Raw genomic sequence first — 23,029 nt, 5'->3', positions numbered from 1 at the left:
CTCGTCGAAACCTACAGCGGCCCGGTGGGCAGCTGCCGGCGGACGAGCTTACCCGTGGGGTTGCGCGGCAACTCGTCGACGAAGACGACGTCACGTGGCACCTTGTACCGCGCCAGATTGGCCTTCACGTGCGCCTTGATGTCCTCGGGTGACGGGTTCGCGTCCTGCGCCGCGACGATGAAGGCGCGCAGACGCTTTCCGAATTCGTCGTCGTCCACGCCGATCACCGCGACGTCGTCGATGTCCGGGTGTTCGGCGAGGAGGTTCTCCACCTCGAGCGGATACACGTTCTCGCCGCCGGAGACGATCATGTCGTCGTCGCGGCCGTCGATGTGCAGCAGGCCGTGCTCATCGAAGCGCGCCATGTCACCCGTCGACATGTAGCCGTCGATGATCTCCTTGTTCCGTCCGTCGGTGTACCCCTCGAAAGGGGCGCCGTTACGGACGAAAAGTCTTCCACGAACGTTGGTTCCGGAGATCCGACGGCCCTCGTCGTCGAAGAGTGCGAGCCGGCTGGTGACCGGCGGGCGGCCCACCGTGCCCGGCGCGAGTCGCAGTTCCTTCGGCTGCGCGACCGAGGCGATGGCCACCTCGGTGGACCCGTAGAGGTTGTAGAGGACGTCACCGAACGTGTCCTGCACCGCTTCCGAAAGCGCCGGTGACAGAGCCGATCCCGCGATGACGATGATCCGCAGGGCGGACGTGTCGTACTTCTTGATGACGTCGGGTCCGAGAGCGAGCATGCGGTGGAGCATCGTCGGCACCGCGACCAGCACCTCCGCCTTGTGCTCGGCGAGCGCGGCCAGGGTCTTCTCCGGGTCGAACCGTCGCATCACGACGGTCTTGTTGCCCAGCGCTGCCCCCACACCCCAGAGGGCGAAGCCGGTGGAGTGGAAGATCGGCGAGACGATCACCATGGTGCCGCGCTGCGGGAACGGGATGCGGTCGAGCAGGAGGGCACTGGAGAACGGTGACAGCTTGGAACGTTGTGCCCCCTTGGGCAGACCGGTCGTGCCGCTCGTGAGGATGACGAGTCCGGCCCACTCGTCCGGTTCCGGAGGCGTCGCCGTGTCCCCGTCTGCGACGATGTCGTCGAGGGTGCGAACCCCTTCGGGGACCGGACGCTCGCCGTCGACCCAGGTCACGATCCGGAGTGTCTCGGCAGGCAGAGCATCGGCGAGGTCGGTGAACTCCTCGTCGTAGAGCATCGCGACGATCTTCTCGCGTTCGGCGACCTCGACGAACTGGGTCTTGCCGAATCCGGTGTTCATCATGGCCAGTCGGTAGCCGGCCTTTCCCGCGGCGCTCATCGTCGTCAGCAGGCCTCGGTGATCGCGGGCGATCACGCCGATCACCGAGCCTCGCTCGACGCCGGAGGCCTCGAGGTGGTTCGCGAGCGCGTTGGCGTTCGCGTTCAACTCGCCGTAGGTCAGTTCGCCGCGATCGTCGGCGACCGCACCCGCTTCCGGGTACTCGTCCGCCCCGTGCGCCACCACCGAGGCGCAGGGTCCGATGATCTTCGCGCGCTTGACCGTTGTCAGGAGCTCCTTGGGGCGTGTGGGGTCCAGCAGCCCCGAACGCCTGAGCACCTTGAACGCTCCGACGGCGTCCTGCACCTGTTCGACGGCAGTCCCGACCGCACCGGTCACCGAGACCATGTCCACCCACCTTTCGCGGCCGGAGCCGCTGTCCGCGCCCACGGGTCGGCTCGGGTGACCCCGCGGTTGGTCACGGTCGTCACCAATGGCCGAAGCAGGTGCCAGAGTAGGGCGCAACTCAGCGGTCGATGTCCGCTTCGCCGAAATCGGTTCGGTGGCAACGCTTGCCGGATCAGCGGACTCTTCCCGCCCGGATACCCGGCGAACGTTGCCGGAATCGGGTTACCGATTCGTTGCGATTTCGCGACAACTCTGACAACATCTGTCATCAGATCGAGGGTGGAGGAACATGTTCAGTTTTCGACGGTTGACGACGATCGTCACCGCTGCGGTGGCATGCACGATGACAGCGACGCTGGGTCTGTCCGGGGTGGGCGCGGCCGGGGCCGCGCCGGCGAAGAAGTACCCCGTGTCCTGGGACTTCCGCTCCGCCATTCCGAACGTGCTCAACCAGACGCTGGACGCGAACTGGTCCCCGCCGGGCACCAACGACCCGTCGTGCACGCTGACGAAGGAACGCCCGAACCCGGTGATCCTGCTGAACGCCACGGCGACCACGCAGTGGGCCTACACCGCGGGCGCTCCCTACCTGGCCAACCGTGGGTACTGCGTGTACACGTTCAACTACGGCAACATCACGCCCATCCCCAGCTTCCCCATCCAGGGTCTGGACGACATCGAGAGGTCGGCCCGCGAGGTCTCACGCAACGTCGACCGGATCATGCGTCAGACGGGCGCGAAGAAGGTCGACCTGGTCGGCTGGTCGCAGGGCGGCGGCCTGTTGCCGCACTACTACATCGACTTCCTCGGCGGCGACAAGAAGGTCGACAAAGTCATCGGCATCGCGCCCGGCAACCACGGATCGACCGGCGACATGCTCACGTACGTAAGGTATTTCATCCCGCCATTCGGACCTGTCGGCTACGACATCTTCAAAGCGCTGTTCCCCGCTTTCGCGCAGCAGGCGCAGTACTCGGATCTGGTCCGCAAGGTCTACGGCAACGGCGACACCAAGCCGGGCCCGCATTACACGACGATCGTCACCAAGTACGACGAGATCGCGACCCCGTTCACCAACGGCTTCCTCGAGGGCGACAACGTCACGAACATCCTTCTGCAGGACGACTGTCCGGTCGATCTATCCGAACATCTGTCGATCAACTTCAGCGAGCGCACCTGGCGGCATGTGCGAAACGCGTTGACACCAGCAGAGGCCACGCGCGTACCCTGTTTCCAGGTCGACCCCTTCTATCCCGGAATGAGTGAAGGCAGATGACGGCAGATCCAGCCCCCGCCCGAGATCATCCCGCCGACACCGAGATCGCCACGGACGACATCGCGGCCGACGGCATCGCACCCCTGGGCCCGGATTCGGTGGCCTGGAAGGTTTTCGGTGATCTGACGTTCATCCTGGGCGCACCGCGTCGTCTGCTCATCGATGTCGCCCACCCCGTGGTGGCCACCGGCGTGCGCGAGTTCTCCGTCTTCGAGACCGATCCGTACGGGCGCGCCGAACGCACGCTCGACATGATCATGGGTGTCGTCTACGGCCGCGAGGACGCGCTCGACATGGCACGCAGGCTGCGTGAGCGCCACCGCGACATCAAGGGCCAGAACCCCGACGGCTCGCGCTGGAGTTCACTGAATCCCGAAGCGTTCCACTGGGTTCACGCGAGTCTGGTGCACGGGATCTACACCCAGCAGAAGGAACTCGGTCGCGGCTGGAAGCCGGGCGAGGTCGAGCAGTTCTATCTCGAGATGCGTCAGGTCGGACGCATGTACGGGGTGCGCGAGCAGGACATGCCGGAGAACTGGGAGGCCTTCTGCACCTGGTTCGACGAGATGACCCGCACCAGGCTCGAGCGGTCGGACATGACCGATCGGGTCTTCGGTGTGGTGACGTCTCCCAAGCCACCGCCGCACATCCCGGTCCTGCGGCACGCGCTCGTGTGGAACACGACGGTTCGTCCCGTCGCCGGCCTCGTCCTGGCCACCGTCACCGCGGGTCTCCTCACACCGGAACTGCGCCAGTTGCTCGGCATCGACTGGGGCACCGGACGACGTGTGCTCTTCCGTCTGATCTCGTTGCAGTCGCGACTGATCATCCCGCGGCTGCCCAGGGCCATCCGAATGGTGCCGCACGCCCGCGCCGCCTACCGGTGACGACAGAACCTCGTCCCCACCCGCGAACGGCGGGTGGGGACGAGGTGTTTCGTGGCTCAGAAGGCGCGCAGGTTCTCCCTCAGGGTCGAGCCGGTGTACTCCTCGCGGATGAGTCCGCGGCGGCGCAGTTCGGGTGCCAGGCCGTCGGAGATCATCGCCAGGTTCATGCGCGTGGTGGGCAGGTAGAACAGGAAGCCGTCGCCACCCGCCTCCTCCATGATCTCGCCCATCTTGTCGGCGATGGTGGACGGTGAACCGATCAGACCCATGTCCTTGACCTGGAAGCTGCTCGCGACGACCTCACGAAGCGTCTCGTCCTCGCGGCCACCGAACAGTCCGGCGATCGAGGTGTACTCGCCGTTCTGCTTGGACAGGTCGATGTCGCCGACCTTGGTGTCGGGATCGATGGCACCGAAGTCGATGCGACCGCCCGAGGTGTAGGACATGTTCCACAGGTTGTACTCGATGGCCTTGTCCGTCTTGCGGAACGCCTGGGCCGCTTCGTAGGCGGCCTGGGCCTCCGCGTCGGTGGCCGCGATCGTCGGGGTCGCGATGAAGAGGACCTTGATGTGGTCGGGGTTGCGTCCGGCGGCGGCCGCCCGGGCACGGATGTCCTCGCGGTAGGCCTTTGCGTCTGCGGCGTCCTTGACGATGGCGATCTGGGTGTCGTCGTAATTGGCGGCGAGCACACGACCCGGCTCCGAGCTACCGGCCGAACAGACCGGGACCTCACGCTGCGGACCCGGGATGGTGTTCAGCGGCCCGCGGCACTTGAAGAACTTGCCCACGAACTCGATCGGGTTGACCTTGGTGTGGTCGGCATAGACACCGGCGTAGGGATCTGCGATGACTGCGCCCTCCTGCCACGAGTTCTGCAGTGCCTTGACGACGTCGATCCACTCCATCGCCATCTCGTAGCGCTCGTCGTGCTCGAGATGCCGTTCGTAGCCGAAGTTCTGGGCGACGCGGTCGGTGACGCTGGTGACCACGTTCATGCCCACCCGCCCCTCGGTCAGATGGTCGAGCGTGGTGAACGCACGTGCCGCGAGGAACGGCGGGTACTGGATGGTCGAGACGGTCGGGATGATGCCGATGTGCTTGGTGGCCTGCGTCATCAGCGGGACCAGCGGCAGCGGATCGTTCTTGGGGGCCATGAAACCGCGGCGCAGCGAGGTCTCGGCGGAGTTCTGGTAGGAGTCCTCGACCATCGAGGTGTCCTCGATCAGGATGTAGTCGAAGCCGGCACGCTCGAGGCTCTTGGCCATGTCGACGTGGATGTCGGGCTTCATCCAGTCCAAGTGGTTGGTGCCGGTCCACGGACCGTCACCGTTCGTGGGGCTCCAGGGGTGAATGCCGAAGCCGTCTCCGAGGAACCAACCCATGTGGAACATTGCGATCTCCTGTCGTGCGAAGTGATTGTGAGAGGTGTTGTCCGCCGACCGGGTCGGCCGGTGAATCATTGGGTCAGGCCGCTGTTTCCATGGCCTGGTAGGCGCCGACGAGCGTCTGCGTGTAGTCGTTCGACGGCGCGTCGAGAATCGACATCGTCTCGCCGGATTCGACGACCGTGCCGCGGTTCATCACCAGCAGGTCGTCGGTGATGAATGCGGTGGCCGGGAGTCCGTGCGAGATGAAGACCAGGCCCAGTGAGTGCGTCTTGACGTAGTCCTTGAGCAGGTTCAGGACCACCGCCTGCGCCGAGACATCGAGGGCGCTTACCGCCTCGTCGCAGACGAGGATGTCTGGACCGACGACCAGCGCGCGGGCGATCGAAAGACGTTGCCGCTGACCGCCGGAGAGCTGATGCGGATACCGCTCGACGAGTTCGGGTGCGATCCCGAGTTCGGCGACGATCGCGTCCACGGCGGCGTCGGCCGCCTTCGCGTCCAGCCCGCCGAGGATCTGCGCCGGGCGGCGGATCGCCTCGCGGACGACCCGCCGCGGATCGAACGTGGTGGTGGTGTCCTGGGCGACGAGCTGCACCTTGCGGCGGTACTCGAGGCGACCCGGACGACGTTCCAGCAGCCGGGACAGATCACGGCCGTCGACCAGGACCCGACCCGAGGTGGGCGCGGTGAGTCCGACGATCATCTTTCCGAGAGTCGACTTGCCCGAACCGCTTTCGCCGACGATACCGGTCGCACGGCCGCTCTCCAGCTTGGTGGTCACACCGCCGACGGCGGTCACCTTGCGCCCGTACTGCTTGTGCACGTCGACGACCTCGATGATCGTGCTCATGCTGCGGTCTCCTCTCTCATCACCGTGTCGAGGGTCGGAAGACGTTCCAGCTGAGCGGAACTCAGCGTGGGCATGCACTCCAGCAATCCCCGGGTGTACGGGTGGGTGGCGTGATCGAGGTCCGCCGCCGCGATGGTCTCCACGACGCTGCCGGCCTGCATGACGAGCACCTTGTCGGCAAAGCGTCGGGCGAGAGCGATGTCGTGGGTGATGAAGACGAGCGACGCCCCGTTCTCGATGGTGAGGCCGGTCATGAGTTCCATGACCGACACCGCCAGGGACGCGTCGAGAGCACTCGTCGGCTCGTCGGCGATGAGTAGCTCCGGCTCGGAGGCCAGCGCGATCGCCATCATCACACGCTGACGCATGCCGCCGGAGAGCTGGCCGGGTACCGACGACATGACCCGGCGCGGTTCGACGATGCCGACCTGCTCCAGACGGGCCTCCGCGGCCGCGACGCGGTCCTTGCGGGAGCCGTACCTGCTCTTCGGCAGGACCGCGGCGAGCTGACTGCCCACCGACCAGATGGGATCGAGAGAGCTCATCGCGTCCTGGAAGATCATCGAGATCCCCTGGCGCCGAGCCGGGATCCGTTGAGCCTTCTCCGCGGGCAGCGAGCGACCCGACAGCGACATCGTCGCCGCCGACACCTCGCCCACACCCGGCGGGATGAACCCGCCGAGTGCGTTGGCGATGCTCGACTTCCCCGAGCCCGACTCGCCGACGATCGCGACCCGCTCGCGCCGGCCGATCGTGAACGAGGTCGGGTGGACTTTCTCCACTCCGCCGTAGCGGATCGTCAGATCGGTGACCTCGAGGACCGGGGCGACGGTGCCCGTCACGTCCTCCTCGGCGACCGCCACCTGGTCGGTGAGCGTGGTCATGGCTTGAGCTCCGAGTAGTCGATCACGCTGTCGGTACGGAAGACGTAGCCCTCGACACCGTTGGCAAATGCGTTGAGCGGCTGCACGTATCCGATGTAGACGGTGGGCATCTGGTCCTGCAGGATGCGTTCGGCCTCGTTCCACTCACCCCACGCGGCCGGCGTGAGCGGCTCGCCGGAGGCGTTGCCCGCTGCGATCGCGCTGTTCAGCGGTGCGTAGTCGAAGTCCGGCCAGTTGATCGGCGATCCCGGGGTGTAGAAGAGGGACAGCACGTACGGCGGGGACTGCACAACCGCGTAGTCACGGCCCATCGATGCCTGGAACGTCTTGTTGGCCAGTCCCTCCTGGAACACCGCCGAGTTCACCTCGTTGAGGGTGACCTCGAATCCCGCGGCGCGAGCCGCGGTCTGGATCTGGACGGCCGTCTCCTTGAGATCGGGCACGGCGTTGTTGACGGTCAGCTCGAACTTCACCGGGGTGGTGATCCCCGCGTTTCGCAAGATCTCCAGCGACTTCGCCGCGTCGGTGGTGTTGCTCTTCAGTCCGTTGCCGTTGTAGTCCGGGAGCGTGTCGTTGAGAATCGACGAGATCGGACCCAACCGGCCCTTGTAGACGTCCTTCATGATCGCGTCGTAGGGAACCGCATACGAGAACGCGCGGCGGACCTCGACGTTGTCGAACGGCGCCTTGGTGGTGGTCAGCGGAACGTAGACGTAGGCGTTGCTGGGCACCGTGAAGATCTGGGCGGCGTTCGCATCGCGCAGGGCGACCTGATCGGCGGGACGCAGCTGGGTGGCGACGGACGCATCACCGCTCTTGACGAGGTTCGAGCGCTGGCCGGCATCGGCGACGACGCGCTGGACGACACGCTTCACGTCGGGCTCACCGAGGGCGTATCCGGGGTTGGCCTCGTAGACCATCTGCTGGCCCGGGGTGTAGCTGGTGAGCTTGTAGGCACCGAACCCGAAGTCCGCGTTGGTCTTCGAATACTCAACGCCATACGGGTCGTCGGCGGTGGCGTGTGCCGTCAACACCTCGGAGTCGTAGATGGCGTACGGGGTGTTCGCCAGCAGCGACAGCAGTGTGAAGCCGTGAGACGGATCGGCGATGCTGATGGTGACAGTGGCATCGTCGACCTTCTTCACCTGGTCGGTCGAGGTGATCACGGGAGCGCTGACGAACGACACGATGCTGGTGTCGACCTCGAACTTGCGCTTGAACGAGAAGATCACGTCGTCGGCGTCGAGGGCATTGCCCGCAGCGCTCTTGGCCTCGGTGTTGAGATGGAAGGTGTAGGTCTTGCCGTCGGGGCTTACCTCGTAACTCTTGGCCAGCACCGGCTCGAACTTGAAGAGCTCCTGGTGGGCCGAGAGCCCGTCCGTGCCTGCGACATACGGGTTACGGATGAGGGTCGCGCCGGTGTTCAGGAAGAACTCCGCGGCCTCGTAGCCGGTGGCGCTCGTCTCGTAGCTGAAGCTCGGGGGCTGGGCCGCGGTCACGATGACCACGCCGCCCTCGGCGGAATTGTTCGACGACCCGCCACCGCACGCGCTGAGTGTCAGTGCGGCGGCGAGGGCGAGCGCGGTTCCGCTCACCAAGGTGGACAGTCGTTTCATGGGTATCGGGTACTCCGTTCTGGGAATGAATGGGATGCAGAGGGGCCGTTGACGCGCGCCGGTCAGGTCAGACGCGGCGACGACGGGAGATGAAGGTGGTGACCCGGGAGGCCGCCCACACCGAGTAGGCGAGGGCGATGACCGGGAACAGGGCGGGCCACCAGCGTCCGACTGCTGCGTCGGCGGCTCCGTCGGCGAGCATGTTCCCCCACTCCGCGGTCGGGAGCGGGATGCCTACACCGAGGAAGCCGAGGCCGGCGCAGAAGATGATGCCCATCCCGAAAATCGCCGAAGCGTTCTCCAGGACCGGTGCACATGAGTTCGGGATCACATGGCGCAGGAGGATTCGGAGCTCCGATTCGCCACTCATCCGCGCGGCGGTCACGAAACCGTCGTTCCGTGTCCGCAACACCTCGGTACGCATCAGCCTGCCCTGGAAGGGCATGAGCACCAGGGCCAGTGCCAGTGCGATGACCACCGAATTGCGTCCGAAGAAGGACACGATGACCAGCCCGCCGATCATGACGGGCAGTGCCTGGACCAGATCGATGGTGCGCCCGAGCGTCGCCGCGATCGCGCCGAGCACGCCGCCCTTCGAGCCGTACATGCCCGCGATCGATCCGATCGCGATGCCGACGGCGGTCGCGAGGAGGGTCACCCCGATCGCGATGGCGATGTCGAGACGGAAGGCGGTGAGCGTCCGGGACAACACGTCGAAACCGTTGGAATCGGTGCCGAACCAGTGGTCCCCCGAGGGTGCGCTCGAGGGGGTTCCGACCACGTCGGTGGCCGATTGTGGTGCCAGCATCGGTCCGAACACCGCGAGGAGAAGCAAGAGTGCGAACGGGATCAGACCCGCGTAGTCGCGTAGTCGGGCCGCCTTCCCGAGGCGCAGGGCCGTGTGGGAGGTTTCGGCCGTCGTGGAGAGTGGCGCCATGACCATGTGTCAGACCTCCTGGTTGCGCGAGTCGCGTCGACGGGAATCGAGAAGACCGGTGGCCACCTCGGTGAGGAAGTAGACGATCAGACACAGGCCGGCAATGACGACCAGGAATGACCGGAGGGCGAACACATCCGACGACCGGACCGCGTCGACTGCGTACTGGCCCAGCCCGCCGAGTCCGAACAGCGATTCGAGGACCACCGCGCCACCGAGGAGCAGGCCGAAGATCATGCCGAGCATCGCGACTGCCGACGGCAGCGCCCTGCGGTAGACGCTCAGGACGACCACCCGTCGTGGTGCGCCGGAGGCGATCCGGAATCGGGTTGCCGGACTGTCGATCTCGGTGTCCAGGGCCAAGACCAGCGACTTGACCAGGATCGCCGAGTGCGACACCGTCATCACCGCGACCGGCAGGATCAGGTGGGCGATGTAGGAGTTGGCCGCCGCGGTGTCGCCCGCGATGACGGCGTCGAGGATCGGGAATCCGGTGACCTCGGTCGGCGGCATGAGGATCGGGTCGAGCCGTCCGGACGGGGCCGGAACCCAGGCCAGCGTGGCGAAGAAGACGAACAGGAACAGGATGCCGACGACGTACTCGGGGATCGCGCCCGCCGAACTGGCGTAAGAGCGAAGCACTTTGGAGAACCGGTTGGTCGGCCGGGTCACGATCAGGTAGGACATCGGCAAGCTGATCAGACAGGCGAAGAACAGGCCGGCGCCGATGAGCTCCAGGGTTGCCGGGACTCGCGTGGCCATGTCCTCGGCGACCGGCCGGCCGGTGGCGATCGAGTTGCCGAGGTCCAGGCTGAACAGCGAGGTCACATAAGTCCAGAACTGCGAGACCGGAGAACCGTTCAATCCATACGATTCTCGCGCCTGTTCCAGTGCGGCACCGGACAGGCGGCCACCGGAGGCGGACACCAATGGATCACCGGGGATGAGCTGGACGAGGAAGAACGCGACGACGACGAAGATCAGGAAGTTGACGACGCCGCGGCCTGCCGCGCGTCCGATCCAGGCCCACTCGGACAGTCGTGACACGACTGCCCCGAAACCGGGGCGCTTCGTCCCGGTGCTGCCGCCTCCCGCGGCAGTCGCCCCACGTCGTGCATCGACGGCACCCGGGTCGACAATGCCTGGTTGGACACTGATATCGACGGTCATTCGATCCCTCCCATCTACGGCTCGAGCTGTTGGGTCCTGATCCTCAGGCTGATTTGTTTCGAAACCCGCGCCCTGGCGTGACTGATCAATTGCGCGGGTTCACACTCGCGCTCACCGAGATGTAGTCGCAGGTCACGGGGCCGTTCGGCATCGACGCGTTCGTTTTTGCGCCGGATGTGACGCGCACAACTTGGCCGCGCTGATGCCGACCAGAGTCCTTAGACTCACTACCCATCGGCAGTTCGACCCCCGTTGTCGCAAGATCGGAAGTCATACCCATGACGACACCACCCCCCTATCACCCCCGCTCGCGCGGCGGCTCCGCACGCGGTCGTCAGGTCTCCTCTCGACGCGTCCGCGACCTCATCCTCGCGTCAATTCGCAACGGCACCATCGACATCGACGCGCAGCTGGTCGAGGAAGATCTCATGATCATGTTCAACTCGAGCCGTGGATCGGTGCGAGCGGCACTGAACGAGCTGAGCGAGACCGGGGTCGTCATCCGTCGGCCTCGTGTCGGAACGCGGGTCAACCGGCGCGATCTCGGTGTCGCACTGGACGACATCTCCGCGACCGGCGGCGAACTGGTTCACATCCAGGTCACCGACCAGTGCATCGTGCCGACCTTCCCGCTCATCCGCGAACGTCTTCGAATCGACGACGACGTCGTCCGTCTCGTCGAGAACTCGTTCATCGCGCACGACGAGATCATCGGGATGCGTAGTGCCTACTTCTCTCCGCGTTTCAATGCCGACCCCAATGATCTTCGGGACAAACCGATGTCGATGGCACGGACACTCGCCGAGTTCTTCGGCGTCGCACCGGGTGGCGCCTCGGTCTCCATCGGTGCCGAACGCGCCGACGAACGAACCGCGCGTCTGCTCGACGTCCGTCCCGGCGAGACGCTGCTGTCACGCGAGATCCTCTACACCACCGCCGATGGGACACCGGTGGAGATCGTCTTCGACCGCTTCCGGGCGGACCGGATCCGGTTCGAATCGCAGATCGACCACTCTGATGTGACCTGGTGTCCGAAGCCGGACCAGATTCCCTCTCCGGAGGAATCGTTGAGCACCAATGAGTTACCGCAGGAATCACCTCCCGGCGCGACCGGTTCTCTCGCGCAATCTGGGTGAAATGATCGCTTGACGATTCGGCAATATGACCCGCGCACCCTGCAGGAGAACGCATCTCGCGACATTCGAAGGGGAGCATCGTGATCGTTTCCGTAGTGGCAGGCAATCCGAAGCCTGCATCGAGGACACTGACGGCGGCAAGCCTGCTGGCGTCGACCCTCACCGGCAAGGACCCCGATCACGTCGTCGACGTGGTCGACCTGGGCGCGGGTCTGCTCGGTTGGGGCGACGCCGCGGTGGCGGAGGCCGTCGAGACCGTCGCCGGCAGCGACCTCGTCGTGTTCGCCTCACCGACCTTCAAGGCCACCTACACGGGGCTGCTCAAACTCTTCCTCGACCAGTTCTCGACGAGTGACGGCCTCCAGGACGTCACTGCCATACCCCTGATGCTGGGAGCCGGCCCCGCCCACTACATGGCGCCGGACCTCCTGCTGAAACCCGTTCTCGTCGAACTGGGCGCGATCGTTCCGGCCGCCGGACTCTACGTCGTCGACAAGCTCTATGACGACACCGAGGCGTTTGCGCCCTGGATCGATCGCTGGGGTGCGGTCGTGCTCGCCTCGGCGAACGCGACCGTGTCGGCGGGTGACCGATGACCGCGAACGTCACCCCGACCACGGGGATGGACAGCACAGAACTGCGAAAAGCGTTCGGCGCCTTCCCTACCGGCGTCGTCGCGCTGGCCGGGATGTCGGGTCCCGAGCCGACCGTCATCGTCGCCTCGTCCTTCGCGGTCGGGGTCTCCCAGGAACCTCCCCTGGTGATGTTCGCGGTGCAGCAGAGTTCGACCACCTGGCCGATCCTGCGCGACCTGCCCAGTCTCGGCGTCTCGGTTCTGGGCGAGAGCCACACCGAAATCATCCGGCAGCTGTCCGCCAAGGACAAGACACAGCGTTTCGCCGGTGTCGGCACCACGGTGCTGCCCAGCGGGGCGTTGCTCCTCGACGACGCCCCGGTCCACTTCGAGTGCGCCATCGAGAGTTCGCACACCGCCGGCGATCACGAGATCGTCGTGCTGCGGGTGACCGGTCTCGCGAACGATCACTCGAAACAGCCGATCGTCTTCCACCGCTCCGCATTCGCGCGCCTGGGCGCCTGACTCGGCGGGGTCGCCGCACAACGTCGTCTACGGGCGCGTCCTCGTGTCGTTGCCTGACCGGAAACAACCTGTACACCCCACGCACCGGAGCGCATACTGGCACGCAGGTCGGGGACGAGGCCAGCCCCAGGAGCCTGTCATGACACACCTGTCCGTCGTCGGCGCGCGCACCACACCCGATCTCACCGGAAAGGTCGCGCTCATCACCGGCGCCGGTAATGGGATCGGTTGCGCCACAGCGCACCGACTGGCCGCTGAGGGCGCGCGTCTGATACTCGTCGACATCGATCGATCTGCAGTCGAGACGGTCGCCGCGGCGATCGGCCCACGGGCATGCGGTCAGGTCGCCGACGTCACCGACTACTCGGCTCTGGAGGCCGCGGTCCGGGCCGGTGTCGAGCGGTTCGGTGGAATCGACATCGTGGTGGCCAACGCCGGCGTCGCGACATACGGGTCGTTCCGGCACCTGGACCCTCAGGCCTTCCGACGGGGAATGGACATCAACGTCACCGGCGTGTACTTCACCGTCCGGGCAGCCCTGCCATCGATCATCGAGCGCCGCGGGTACCTGTTGCTCGTCTCGTCCATGGCCGCGTTTCTCCCCGGCCCGGGGATGGGGCCGTACGCACCCAGCAAGGCGGCGGTGGATCACCTGGCCACGTCGTTGCGCGCCGAACTCCGACGACGAGGCGTAGCGGTCGGGTGCGCGTACATGACCTGGATCGACACCCCGCTCATCCGCGACGTCCAGGCAGATCTACCCGGATTCGCCGACTACCTGAAACAACTCGGGCCGCCGTTGGACCGCATCGTCCCCGTCGACGTCTGCGCCGACGCCTTCGTGCGTGGGATCGCGCGACGACAGCGACAGATCTTCGTGCCCTGGTGGATCGTTGTCGCCGCGTGGGGCAAGCACCTCCTGGCCAGTCGACTCGGCGATCGATTCTTCGGTCCCGAGGTCGACGACTTCATCGACCGATCCGACGCGGCGGTCGCGGAGCACCATCGCGCGACCAGCGCGCGCAATCTGCGGAACGCGAACATGCCCGCCCTCGATCGCTCTGGGCTGTGATGCTGCTCGGCCGGCTCTGATCCGAGCGCTGGCCCAGACCGCCGAAATGCCGGTTCACAAGACAAGCGCTAGTTGGAAACAGCGCTTCCGTTACTGGAGTGGCGATCGTGCGGTGCGCCGAGGCCGGATGCGGTACCCAGCAGGTGCCCGAGCCGGCGGCGCTTGGCATCGAGATAGCGGACGTTCGCCGGCATCACCCCCACGACGAGCGGGACGCGCTGGGTGACCTCGATTCCGGAGTCGGTCAGACCACGTACCTTGTCGGGGTTGTTGGTCATCACCCGTGCCCGGTCGATTCCCAGGTCTGCGAGAATCGCTGCGGCTGCGCCGTATTCACGTCCGTCGACCGGTTCGTCGAGTTCGAGATTCGCCTCGACCGTGTCGAAGCCCTGATCCTGCAGCCGGTACGCGGCCAGTTTCTTGAGCAGCCCGATCCCGCGACCCTCGTGGCCACGCAGGTAGACCACCACACCGCCCTCGTGGCTGATGCGTTCCAGCGCCGTCTCGAGCTGAGGTCCGCATTCACATCGCTGGGACGAGAATGCCTCTCCCGTCAGGCATTCGGAGTGGACCCGCACCAATGGGACGCCCCGGTCCAACCCTTGGCCGGTGACACCCGCGCTCACGAGCGCGATGTGTTCGGCACCGGTCTCGGTGTCGCGGTATCCGATCGCGCGCAGCTCGCCGGTCGGCGTCGGCAGGACCGTCTCCGCGCCGCGTCGTACCCGCGGCGCCACCGACCAGCGGTCCGCGTCGTGGATACGGCGGTAATTGACCAGCTCCTCGATGGTGAGCACCGGGAGGCCCATGCGGGATCCCATCGCGGCGACCTGCGGATACCGCATCATCGAACCGTCGTCGGCGACGAGTTCCGCGATCACCCCGACCGGAGCGACGTCGGCCAGCGTGCACAGGTCGACGGCCGCCTCGGTGTGGCCGGGACGCTCGAGAACCCCACCCGGCCGGGCACGAAGGGGTAGTACATGCCCGGGCCGGGTGAAGTCTCGGGGGCCGGATGCGGCCCCGGCCAGCATGCGCAGTGTGAGCGCACGGTCGGCGGCCGAGATGCCCGTCGTGACCCCTTCGGCAGCGTCGACGGTCACCGTGTACGCGGTCGCCTTGGGATCTTCGTTGTCGGTGACCATCGACGGCAGTTCGAGCATGTCCGCCCGCTCGGAGGTCATCGGCGCGCACAACAGGCCGGAGGTGTTCCGCACGGTCCAGGCGGTCCACTCGGTACCGACCCGGTCGGCAGCCAGGATGACGTCGCCCTCGTTCTCCCGGTCGGCGGCGTCGGTCACCAGCACCGGACGGCCCGCGCGCAGGGCATCGATGGCGTTCTCGATGGCGTTCATCAGATCTCCTCGACGTCGACGAAGCATGGTCGTCGTGGTCTCCCACGACCTCCCACGCCATTCGACACCGTCTCCGTGTCGGCACGGAAACCCGCTCGTGGCCGGAGAATTTCGCCGGTCGGCGTCGTCGATTGCGCAGGTCACCGCGCGTCGCGGGGCACAATCCGCCACGTGTCACGACCGGTTTCGGACAATCCGCCACATCCCTGAGCTGTCCCGCCGTGAGCGCCCACCGTCGTGGCATCGCAGGCGGGGGCATACTGTTCGGTGACTCGGATTCAGACCAGGAGGTTCCCGTGGCCGGTGGTCTCGTCGCATTGCTCGACGACATCGTGACTCTCACCAAGGTGGCCGCGGCGTCGCTCGACGACGTCGGGGCGGCGGCCGGCAAGGCGAGCGTGAAGGCCGCCGGCGTGGTGGTCGACGACACCGCCGTGACGCCGCGATATGTCCACGGATTCACCCCGGACCGTGAGTTGCCGATCGTCCGCAAGATCGCGGTGGGTTCCATCCGCAACAAGCTGCTCATCATCCTTCCGGTGGCGATGCTGCTCAGCCAGTTCCTCCCGCAGGCGTTGCCCTACCTGCTGATCGCCGGCGGCCTGTTCCTCTCTTATGAAGGCGCCGAGAAGGTCTACGAGGCGATCGGCGGCGGACACCACGCCGAGGAGGAGGTGGCCGCCGAACGTGGCCCGGAGTTCGAGAAGTCGATGATCAGCGGCGCCATCCGCACCGACCTCATCCTCTCCGCCGAGATCATGGTGATCTCCCTGTCGTCGGTCGAGGACGAACCGTTCTGGACCCGCTTGGCGGTTCTGATCGTCGTGGCTTTCCTGATCACCGCGCTCGTCTACGGCGTCGTCGCGATCATCGTGAAGATGGACGACATCGGACTCGCGCTCGCCCAGCGGGAGTCGACGTTCAGCCAGAAGGTCGGCCGCGGCCTGGTCACCGCGATGCCCAAGATCATGTCGACGCTGACCGTGGTCGGGATCGCCGCGATGCTGTGGGTCGGCGGTCACATCCTCATCGTCAACGTCGGCGAGGCCGGCTTCCACTGGCCCGCGGATCAGCTCCACCACGTCGAGCACTGGTTCGGCGACCTCGTTCACGGCGGCTTCGGCGGCGTGCTGTCCTGGACGGCCGGGACGGTCCTGTCCGCACTCGTCGGACTGGTCGTCGGCGCGATCGTCGTCGCGATCCTGCACGTCGTCCCGAAGCGGAAGAAGAAGGACGCGGCGGCGCACTGATCCCGATCGCTCCCACCTGAAATGCGCGCCTGAAATGCGCCCCTGAAATCGGCCCTCAGCAGCAGCGTCGACGACGATATGCGGCCGGCAGCTCCCCGCCGGACGCATTCCGGGGGCGTATTTCATCGCCCCGGTGACCGCACCATCCGACGCACCGGGCACCCTCAGTGATCGTGAGCACATGGGAACTTTTCGCCGTCCTGCTGGCCGGGATGGGTGCGGGCGCCATCAACGCGGTCGTCGGTAGCGGCACCCTCATCACGTTCCCGACGCTCGTCGCGTTCGGCGTCCCACCGGTGAGTGCGACCATCTCCAACGCCATCGGGCTGGTCGCCGGCGGCGTGTCCGGGACGTGGGGCTATCGGCGTGAACTCGAAGGACAGTGGCCGCAGCTGCGGTGGCAGATCCCCGCGTCGTTTCTCGGCGCGATCGTCGGGTGCTGGCTCCTGCTGCATCTGCCGGAGACGGTGTTCGAGGCGATCGTGCCGGTTCTCCTGGTGGCCGCGCTGATCCTCGTGGTGGCGCAGCCCTGGATTCAGAAGTGGGTCGGCCACCGTTCGATCTCGCCCACCGGTGCGGGTCGGCCCCACCTGACCGCTCCCCGCATCGCCGCGATGGTGGCCGGGACGTTCGCGGTCGGCATCTACGGCGGCTACTTCACCGCAGCCCAGGGGATCATGCTCATGGCGGTTCTCGGCGTCGTCGTCCCGGACCACCTGCAGCGGATGAACGCGGCCAAGAACCTGCTGTCCCTGGTCGTGAACGTCGTCGCGGCGGTCACCTACACGTTGGTCGCCTTCGACCGGATCGACTGGTCGGCGGCCGGACTCATCGCCGTCGGCTCACTCCTCGGCGGCGTGGTCGGGGCCCGCTATGGACGACGCCTCTCGCCTCGCGCACTTCGCGGGGTGATCGTCGTCGTCGGTCTGATCGGGCTGTGGCGGCTGCTGGCCTGACTCAGACCAGGCGATCCCCGGTCGACGGGTCGAACAGGTGAACAGCCTTGTCGGCCTGACGCAGTCGGATGCCCGCGCCACGCTTGGCCGGTGAGCGCTCGGCGGACCGTGCGACCATGACCATCGGCTCACCGTCCAGATTCTGCACCGACTGGTCGGCGAGGTTGGCGTAGATGTAGGTCTCGCTGCCGAGTTCCTCGAGCAGTGCCACCTCGGCCTCGATCCCGGTGCCGTCGGCGAGCGCAAGGTGTTCGGGGCGGATGCCGACGATCACCGAGTCCAGACCGGAACGACGCAGTGCCGCCTCGGATTCGGCATCGATGTCCACCGTGCCACCGGAGACGGTGATGGCACCGTCGACGACCGGTGCGGTGAAGAGGTTCATCCCGGGCGAGCCGATGAACCCGGCGACGAAGGCGTTGACCGGCTTGTCGTAGAGGTCGGTCGGGGTCGAGAACTGCTGCAGCTGACCGTTCTTGAGGACCGCGACCCGGTCGCCCATGGTCATGGCCTCGACCTGGTCGTGGGTGACGTAGACCGTCGTGGTTCCGAGCCGACGCTGCAGCGCGGCGATCTGGGTGCGGGTCTGGACCCGCAGCTTGGCGTCGAGATTGGACAGCGGCTCGTCCATGCAGAACACCTGCGGCTCCCGGACGATGGCTCGCCCCATGGCCACGCGCTGCCGCTGACCGCCCGACAGCTTGGCCGGCTTGCGGTCGAGGAAGTCGGTCAGGTCGAGCAGCTTGGCGGCCTCGGCGACCTTCCGCTTACGTTCCTCGGTGGGCACGCCGCGCATCTTGAGCGCGAAACCCATGTTCTCGCCGACGGTCTTGTTCGGGTAGAGCGCGTAGTTCTGGAAGACCATGGCGATGTCGCGGTCCTTGGGTGCGACGCCGACCATGTTGTCGCCACCGATCCGGATCTGCCCGGAATCGATCTCCTCCAGACCGGCGAGCATCCGCAGCGCGGTGGACTTGCCCGAACCCGACGGTCCGACCAGGACGACGAACTCGCCGTCGTCGATGTCGAGGTCGAGGGAGTCGACGGCCAGCTTGTCCGCGCCCGGGTAGACGCAGCAGGCCTTGTCGTAGGTGATGGAAGCCATGATGTTCTCCGGTTCTCTCTCAGAGGTTTTCGAGTCGGTAGGCGTGGGCGGCGGTCACTTGATGGCTCCGAACGAGAGCCCGCGGACGAGTTTGTTCTGGGCGATCCAGCCGCAGATGACGACCGGCAGTGCGGCTAGGACGGACGCCGCGGACAGCTGCGCCCAGTACAGGCCCTGCCCGGACATGAAGCCGGTCAGGAACACCGGCATCGTCTGCGCGTTGACCGCGGTCATGTTGACGGCGAAGAAGAATTCGTTCCACGAGAAGATCACGCAGATCAGTGCGGTGGCGGCGATCCCGGGTGAGATCAGCGGGAGGATGACCTCACGCACCGACGTCCACAGGCTGGCGCCGTCGATGCTGGCTGCCTCGAGCAGTTCGCCGGGGACCTCCAGGAAGAACGACCGCATCATCCACACCGCGATCGGGAGATTCATTGCGGTGTACAGGATCACCAGTGTCCAGATGTTGTCGAGCATGCCGATCTCGCCGACGATCACGTACAGCGGGATGATCGCCGCGACGATCGGCAGCATCTTGGTGCTGATGAAGAAGAACAAGGCGTCCTTGGTCTTCCGCACCGGCCGCAACGACAGGGCGAAGGCGGCGGGTACGCCGAGCAGCAGGACCAGGATCGTCGACACGATCGTCGCGAACAGCGAATTGAGCAGTGGTGTCGCGATTCCCGCGTCGAAGACGTCGCGGAACTGTTGCAGGGTGGGCTCGAAGAAGAACGTCGGCGGGTTGGTCGCGGCGTCGCTCTCCCGTTTGAAGGCGGTCAGCACCATCCACAGGACCGGGAAGAAGAATCCGATGGCGATGATCCAGGTGATCGCGGTCAGCAGACCCTGTCGCGGATTGCGGCGGCGCCGGATCTCGTTGCCGGGCTGTTTCTCTGCGGGTCCCGTCGCGGTGCGCTCGGGACGGATGTCGGTGCTCATCAGGCCGGCTCCTCTGTTCCGGTGAATGACTTGAAGATCAGACGCAGTGCGAGTGAGGCGACCACGATCGTGCCGATCACCGTCACGACACCCATCGCCGCCGCCTGACCGATGTCGAAGCCGAGGAAGGCGCGCTGGTAGATGTAGTACGAGAGGTTGGAGCTCGAGACCCCCGGACCACCCGAGGTCATCATGTACACGGCGTCGAAGGTGTTGACCAGGTAGATCGCGCCGAGCACCGCGCCCAGTTCGATGAACCGACGCAGGTGCGAGAGCGTCAGCTCACGGAACAGGCGGAAGCTCGTGGCGCCGTCGACGCGGGCGGCCTCCTGGATGTCGCGGGGCATCGACTGCAGTCCGGCGAGGATGAGCAGCATCATGAACGGCGTCCACTGCCAGACCAATTCGGCCATGACGCTCATCAGCGGGAACTCGGAGAGCCAGTCGGTCTTGATGCCGAACGGGCTCAGCACCCAGTTGACCAGGCCGTTGGTCGGCGACAGCAGGCTGGTCTTCCACAGCAGTGCCGCCGCCACCGGAGTGACCAAGAACGGGGTGATCAGCAACGTCCGAACGACGCCGCGCCCCAAGAACTTCCGGTCGAGGAGCAGCGCGAAGATCAACCCGAGGATCACCGAGATGAGCACGGTGCCGACGATCAGCAGGATCGTGTTGACGGTGACCCGCCAGAACTGGCTGTCGCCGAAGACCGCGACGTAGTTGTCGAGGCCGACGAATGCCCGGGAGTCCGGCCGGACGAGGTTCCACGACTGGGTGGAGTAGTACAGGGTGAACACGAACGGGATCTGCGTGACCACGATCATGAAGATCAAAGCCGGCAGCAGCGGGCCGCGTCGGCGCCAGCCCTCCGCCCGCGAGATGCGGTCGCGTGACGACGTCAGGGTTGTCCGCTCGGGCGAGGATTCCTCGGGCGAGCGCGTGGAGACTGCGGTGGCCATGATCACTGCTCCCTCTGGTAGGACTTGCCGACGACCTCGGCGTACTCCTGGGACTGGGCCAACGCGTCCCGGACGCTGATCTGTCCGGCGATCGCCGCCGAGATCTGTTGGCTGACACGGGTTCCGAGGTCCTGGAACTCGGGGATCGCGAGGAACTGGACCCCGGTGTAGGGCACCGGCTTCAGCGTCGGCTTCAGCTGATTCGCCGCCTGCATCGCGGTCAGGGTCTGCTCGGCGAACGGTCTCGCGAGCTCTTTGTATGCGGGTAGTTCATAGGTCGACAACCGGCTGCCAGGCGGTACGTGGCTCGGGCCGAGCTTGTCCGACACGTATTCGATGTAGCTCTTGCTGGTCATCCAGCGGATGAACGACCACGCCTCGTCGGGGTGTTTGCTGCTCGACGGGATGCCGAGCGACCAGGTGTAGAGCCAGCCGTTGTCCTGCTTGGCCATACTCGGCGCCGGGAGGTAACCGACGTCGCCGGCGATCGACGAGGTCTCCGGGCTCTCGAGGACCGACACCGCCGACGTGGCGTCGTACCACATCGCAACCTGACCCTGGGAGAGCAGGTTTCCGCATTCCTGGAAGCCCGACGACGACGCGCCGGCTTCTCCGTGGTTGCGGACGGTGTCGACATAGAACTGCACGGCCGCTTCGACTTCCGGGCTGTCGAGCTGGGCGTTCCACTCTTCGTCGTACCAGCGGCCACCGAAGGCGTTGATGACGGTGCTGAGCGGTGCGAGCACCTCACCCCAGCCGGGCTTGCCGCGCAGGCAGATGCCCGCGGTGCGGTCGTTGTCGAGCTTCTTCGCGGCCTCCGCCACCTCGGGCCAGGTGGGATTCGCCGGGAGTGAGACGCCGGCCTCGGCGAAGAGCTTCTTGTTGTACATCAGGAAGGACGATTCGCCGTAGAACGGTGCCGAGTACATTGATCCGTCGTGCGACAGTGCGGTTTTCAGCGTCGGGATGAAGTCGTCGGCGTCGTATTCGGGATCGGCGTCCATATAGGGACTGAGGTTGACCAGCCACCCGTACTCGCCCCACATCGGGGTCTCGTAATTGCTGATCATCACGACGTCGAACTCGCCGCCGCCGGTGGCGACCGATGCGGTGATCTTCGCGCGGGCCTCGTTCTCCGAGAGCGTCACGAACTTCACCGTGACACTGGGGTTCTGCTCTTCGAACTGGTCGGACAGCGCGACCGCGTCCTGCATCTGGGAGTTGGAGACCATCGCAACGGTGATCTCGCGCCCGCCTCCGCCGGTGAGTGAGCCGGCGCCGGAGCAGCCGGTCATGACCAGGGCCGCGGTCGTCAGGAGAGCGCCGAGCATTCGGGGTCGGGAGAACTTCATTGTTCACCTTTCTCTTTCGAGACAAGCCAGTCCGCCGTCGCGACGTCGGTGACCAGGATGGTGGCGTAACCACCGCGGAGAGCGCCGAGGATGGATTCCTGTCGGTGCTCGCCGCCGGAGACGAGGATCGAGGTGGGGCACGCCCGGACCGCGTCGAGGGGGACCGAGACGGTCCGGTCGACGAGGCTGGATGCCACCGCGTTGCCGTGCGCGTCGTAGAAGCGGCCGCCGATCTCGCCGACCGCGCCCAACTCGACGAGTTCGTCGAGCACGATCGCGTCGATGAAGGACCCTTCGAAGAGGGTCGTCGAGGTCGACACGGACCCGACCCCGAAAAGCATGACCTGCGCACCCCGTGCGGCCGAGAGCGACTGCGACAGAATCGAATCACGGTTCACCGCGGTGACGGTCTCGGGATCGACGTAGAGCGGCGCGACCAGCCGCAGGGGCCGGGCGTGGAGGCGTTCGGAGAATCGCGACAGCGCGTGGTCGACACCCGTGTGGTACTCCACCGAGGTCATCGAACCGTCCATCTGTACGACACGCTGGCATGATGCCGACGCGCCCATGGCGTCGGCAACCGCGACCTGCTCGGGCCCCCAGGTGAAGCCGAAGGTGTCGGTGGCCTGGATGCGTCGGGTCAGCACCGAGGCGCCGGCCCGGCCCAGTGCGGCGTTTCCGGTGGTCGATCCGTCGGCGACCTCGTCGATGACCAGAACCTCGTCGAGACCGAACGTCTCCTCGACCGCACGCTCGAGCTCGGTGTGGATCGACGACGACAGATGCGCCGGTGCCGACACGGAGACGTGGACCAACCCTTGCGCCCGCGCCCGGGCGACGAGGCGGCCGGCGGTGGGTCGGGAGACACCCAGCCGGGCGGCGATCTCGGCCTGGGTGAGGCCTTCGAGGTGGTACATCGTGGCGGCGCGGACCAAAAGCCGCAGGTCTTGGCCGGTGTCGGTGCCGCGTGGGCCGACTGAACGCCCCGACGAACCCTGCTGGTCGTCGGCGGTGTCGGCCGTCTGCTTGCGAGGTGCCATCGGTGGCCTACCCCCGTTCTCGGTGAGCAAATGCTCACTGGCGGTGAATGTGCTCAATAAGCTAGCATCCGATGTGTGACCCACGCAACAACCGATA

The 23,029-nt window shown here is 66.1% G+C and carries 21 protein-coding genes; 8 read left to right on the top strand and 13 right to left on the bottom strand.

Annotation, left to right across the window (positions count from 1 at the left end; genetic code table 11):
• Positions 1-11: 11 nt before the first annotated feature.
• Positions 12-1,658, bottom strand: coding sequence for an acyl-CoA synthetase (locus IHQ52_RS05020; RefSeq protein WP_024499148.1), 1,647 nt, complete (start codon positions 1,656-1,658; stop codon positions 12-14).
• A gap of 289 nt (positions 1,659-1,947) precedes the next feature.
• Here IHQ52_RS05020 and IHQ52_RS05015 point away from each other — a divergent pair, with 289 nt between their 5' ends.
• The gene (locus IHQ52_RS05015; RefSeq protein ID WP_024499147.1) at positions 1,948-2,934 is read left to right on the top strand and encodes an esterase/lipase family protein; all 987 of its coding nucleotides are present in this window, start codon (positions 1,948-1,950) and stop codon (positions 2,932-2,934) included.
• Positions 2,931-3,821 carry an oxygenase MpaB family protein gene (locus tag IHQ52_RS05010; RefSeq protein ID WP_024499146.1) on the top strand — a complete coding sequence of 297 codons (891 nt, stop codon included), beginning with the start codon at positions 2,931-2,933 and terminating at the stop codon, positions 3,819-3,821. Before IHQ52_RS05015 ends, IHQ52_RS05010 begins: the two co-directional genes overlap by 4 nt.
• Before the next feature lie 56 nt (positions 3,822-3,877).
• On the opposite strand, the gene IHQ52_RS05005 is transcribed toward IHQ52_RS05010, so the two are convergent.
• The 6 genes from IHQ52_RS05005 to IHQ52_RS04980 form a co-directional block, all read right to left on the bottom strand.
• Positions 3,878-5,212, bottom strand: a complete 1,335-nt coding sequence (locus IHQ52_RS05005; protein ID WP_024499145.1) for an NtaA/DmoA family FMN-dependent monooxygenase — start codon at positions 5,210-5,212, stop codon at positions 3,878-3,880.
• Between the two features lie 73 nt (positions 5,213-5,285).
• The gene (locus IHQ52_RS05000; RefSeq protein WP_024499144.1) at positions 5,286-6,059 is read right to left on the bottom strand and encodes an ABC transporter ATP-binding protein; all 774 of its coding nucleotides are present in this window, start codon (positions 6,057-6,059) and stop codon (positions 5,286-5,288) included.
• The gene (locus IHQ52_RS04995; RefSeq protein WP_024499143.1) at positions 6,056-6,943 is read right to left on the bottom strand and encodes an ABC transporter ATP-binding protein; all 888 of its coding nucleotides are present in this window, start codon (positions 6,941-6,943) and stop codon (positions 6,056-6,058) included. The genes IHQ52_RS05000 and IHQ52_RS04995 overlap by 4 nt, the downstream gene beginning before the upstream one ends.
• On the bottom strand, positions 6,940-8,559 hold the full coding sequence (locus IHQ52_RS04990; protein ID WP_024499142.1) for an ABC transporter substrate-binding protein: 1,620 nt from the start codon (positions 8,557-8,559) through the stop codon (positions 6,940-6,942). Before IHQ52_RS04990 ends, IHQ52_RS04995 begins: the two co-directional genes overlap by 4 nt.
• Positions 8,560-8,626: 67 nt before the next feature.
• Positions 8,627-9,502, bottom strand: coding sequence for an ABC transporter permease (locus IHQ52_RS04985; protein ID WP_024499141.1), 876 nt, complete (start codon positions 9,500-9,502; stop codon positions 8,627-8,629).
• A gap of 3 nt (positions 9,503-9,505) precedes the next feature.
• Entirely contained in the window at positions 9,506-10,666 is a 1,161-nt protein-coding gene (locus IHQ52_RS04980) for an ABC transporter permease (protein ID WP_024499140.1), read from the bottom strand.
• 278 nt (positions 10,667-10,944) lie between these two features.
• Between IHQ52_RS04980 and IHQ52_RS04975 the strand changes: the two genes are divergently transcribed.
• The 4 genes from IHQ52_RS04975 (at position 10,945) to IHQ52_RS04960 (ending at position 13,973) form a co-directional block, all read left to right on the top strand.
• Positions 10,945-11,802 (top strand): GntR family transcriptional regulator, encoded by an 858-nt coding sequence (locus IHQ52_RS04975; protein ID WP_024499139.1) that lies wholly within the window; start codon positions 10,945-10,947, stop codon positions 11,800-11,802.
• Positions 11,803-11,882: 80 nt separating this feature from the next.
• Positions 11,883-12,398: an NADPH-dependent FMN reductase gene (locus IHQ52_RS04970; protein WP_024499138.1), complete on the top strand. Its 516-nt coding sequence runs from the start codon at positions 11,883-11,885 to the stop codon at positions 12,396-12,398.
• Positions 12,395-12,901 (top strand): flavin reductase family protein, encoded by a 507-nt coding sequence (locus tag IHQ52_RS04965; protein ID WP_024499137.1) that lies wholly within the window; start codon positions 12,395-12,397, stop codon positions 12,899-12,901. Before IHQ52_RS04970 ends, IHQ52_RS04965 begins: the two co-directional genes overlap by 4 nt.
• Before the next feature lie 139 nt (positions 12,902-13,040).
• Positions 13,041-13,973, top strand: coding sequence for an SDR family oxidoreductase (locus tag IHQ52_RS04960; protein WP_024499136.1), 933 nt, complete (start codon positions 13,041-13,043; stop codon positions 13,971-13,973).
• Between the two features lie 68 nt (positions 13,974-14,041).
• Here the strand turns inward: IHQ52_RS04960 and IHQ52_RS04955 are convergent, their stop codons facing one another.
• Entirely contained in the window at positions 14,042-15,328 is a 1,287-nt protein-coding gene (locus tag IHQ52_RS04955; protein WP_024499135.1) for a bifunctional 3,4-dihydroxy-2-butanone-4-phosphate synthase/GTP cyclohydrolase II, read from the bottom strand.
• 296 nt (positions 15,329-15,624) lie between these two features.
• On the opposite strand from IHQ52_RS04955, the gene IHQ52_RS04950 reads away from it, so the two are divergent.
• Together IHQ52_RS04950 and IHQ52_RS04945 are read left to right on the top strand one after the other, a co-directional pair.
• Entirely contained in the window at positions 15,625-16,578 is a 954-nt protein-coding gene (locus IHQ52_RS04950; protein WP_024499134.1) for a DUF808 domain-containing protein, read from the top strand.
• 173 nt (positions 16,579-16,751) lie between these two features.
• Positions 16,752-17,534 (top strand): sulfite exporter TauE/SafE family protein, encoded by a 783-nt coding sequence (locus IHQ52_RS04945; protein WP_024499133.1) that lies wholly within the window; start codon positions 16,752-16,754, stop codon positions 17,532-17,534.
• Between the two features lies 1 nt (position 17,535).
• On the opposite strand, the gene IHQ52_RS04940 is transcribed toward IHQ52_RS04945, so the two are convergent.
• From IHQ52_RS04940 to IHQ52_RS04920, 5 genes are read right to left on the bottom strand one after another with little or no spacing between them, the layout of a single operon-like run.
• A complete protein-coding gene (locus IHQ52_RS04940) occupies positions 17,536-18,639 on the bottom strand; it encodes an ABC transporter ATP-binding protein (RefSeq protein ID WP_024499132.1) in 1,104 nt (367 codons plus the stop codon).
• A gap of 54 nt (positions 18,640-18,693) precedes the next feature.
• A complete protein-coding gene (locus tag IHQ52_RS04935) occupies positions 18,694-19,581 on the bottom strand; it encodes a carbohydrate ABC transporter permease (RefSeq protein ID WP_024499131.1) in 888 nt (295 codons plus the stop codon).
• A complete protein-coding gene (locus tag IHQ52_RS04930) occupies positions 19,581-20,540 on the bottom strand; it encodes a carbohydrate ABC transporter permease (RefSeq protein WP_024499130.1) in 960 nt (319 codons plus the stop codon). The genes IHQ52_RS04935 and IHQ52_RS04930 overlap by 1 nt, the downstream gene beginning before the upstream one ends.
• Before the next feature lie 2 nt (positions 20,541-20,542).
• A complete protein-coding gene (locus IHQ52_RS04925; protein WP_024499129.1) occupies positions 20,543-21,892 on the bottom strand; it encodes an ABC transporter substrate-binding protein in 1,350 nt (449 codons plus the stop codon).
• Positions 21,889-22,932, bottom strand: a complete 1,044-nt coding sequence (locus tag IHQ52_RS04920) for a sugar-binding transcriptional regulator (RefSeq protein WP_024499128.1) — start codon at positions 22,930-22,932, stop codon at positions 21,889-21,891. Before IHQ52_RS04920 ends, IHQ52_RS04925 begins: the two co-directional genes overlap by 4 nt.
• Between the last annotated feature and the right edge of the window lie 97 nt (positions 22,933-23,029).

The organism is Gordonia amicalis (genome assembly GCF_022059885.1).
Classification (GTDB): domain Bacteria; phylum Actinomycetota; class Actinomycetes; order Mycobacteriales; family Mycobacteriaceae; genus Gordonia; species Gordonia amicalis.
Note: the sequence above shows the minus strand (reverse complement) of the source record. Positions and strands in the feature narration are given on the sequence as shown.

Coding starts and splice junctions, on each gene's coding strand:
- IHQ52_RS05020 (WP_024499148.1), bottom strand. CDS start 1,658: ATGGTCTCGGTGACCGGTGCGGTCGGGACTGCCGTCGAACAGGTGCAG.
- IHQ52_RS05015 (WP_024499147.1), top strand. CDS start 1,948: ATGTTCAGTTTTCGACGGTTGACGACGATCGTCACCGCTGCGGTGGCA.
- IHQ52_RS05010 (WP_024499146.1), top strand. CDS start 2,931: ATGACGGCAGATCCAGCCCCCGCCCGAGATCATCCCGCCGACACCGAG.
- IHQ52_RS05005 (WP_024499145.1), bottom strand. CDS start 5,212: ATGTTCCACATGGGTTGGTTCCTCGGAGACGGCTTCGGCATTCACCCC.
- IHQ52_RS05000 (WP_024499144.1), bottom strand. CDS start 6,059: ATGAGCACGATCATCGAGGTCGTCGACGTGCACAAGCAGTACGGGCGC.
- IHQ52_RS04995 (WP_024499143.1), bottom strand. CDS start 6,943: ATGACCACGCTCACCGACCAGGTGGCGGTCGCCGAGGAGGACGTGACG.
- IHQ52_RS04990 (WP_024499142.1), bottom strand. CDS start 8,559: ATGAAACGACTGTCCACCTTGGTGAGCGGAACCGCGCTCGCCCTCGCC.
- IHQ52_RS04985 (WP_024499141.1), bottom strand. CDS start 9,502: ATGGTCATGGCGCCACTCTCCACGACGGCCGAAACCTCCCACACGGCC.
- IHQ52_RS04980 (WP_024499140.1), bottom strand. CDS start 10,666: ATGACCGTCGATATCAGTGTCCAACCAGGCATTGTCGACCCGGGTGCC.
- IHQ52_RS04975 (WP_024499139.1), top strand. CDS start 10,945: ATGACGACACCACCCCCCTATCACCCCCGCTCGCGCGGCGGCTCCGCA.
- IHQ52_RS04965 (WP_024499137.1), top strand. CDS start 12,395: ATGACCGCGAACGTCACCCCGACCACGGGGATGGACAGCACAGAACTG.
- IHQ52_RS04960 (WP_024499136.1), top strand. CDS start 13,041: ATGACACACCTGTCCGTCGTCGGCGCGCGCACCACACCCGATCTCACC.
- IHQ52_RS04955 (WP_024499135.1), bottom strand. CDS start 15,328: ATGAACGCCATCGAGAACGCCATCGATGCCCTGCGCGCGGGCCGTCCG.
- IHQ52_RS04940 (WP_024499132.1), bottom strand. CDS start 18,639: ATGGCTTCCATCACCTACGACAAGGCCTGCTGCGTCTACCCGGGCGCG.
- IHQ52_RS04935 (WP_024499131.1), bottom strand. CDS start 19,581: ATGAGCACCGACATCCGTCCCGAGCGCACCGCGACGGGACCCGCAGAG.
- IHQ52_RS04930 (WP_024499130.1), bottom strand. CDS start 20,540: ATGGCCACCGCAGTCTCCACGCGCTCGCCCGAGGAATCCTCGCCCGAG.
- IHQ52_RS04925 (WP_024499129.1), bottom strand. CDS start 21,892: ATGAAGTTCTCCCGACCCCGAATGCTCGGCGCTCTCCTGACGACCGCG.
- IHQ52_RS04920 (WP_024499128.1), bottom strand. CDS start 22,932: ATGGCACCTCGCAAGCAGACGGCCGACACCGCCGACGACCAGCAGGGT.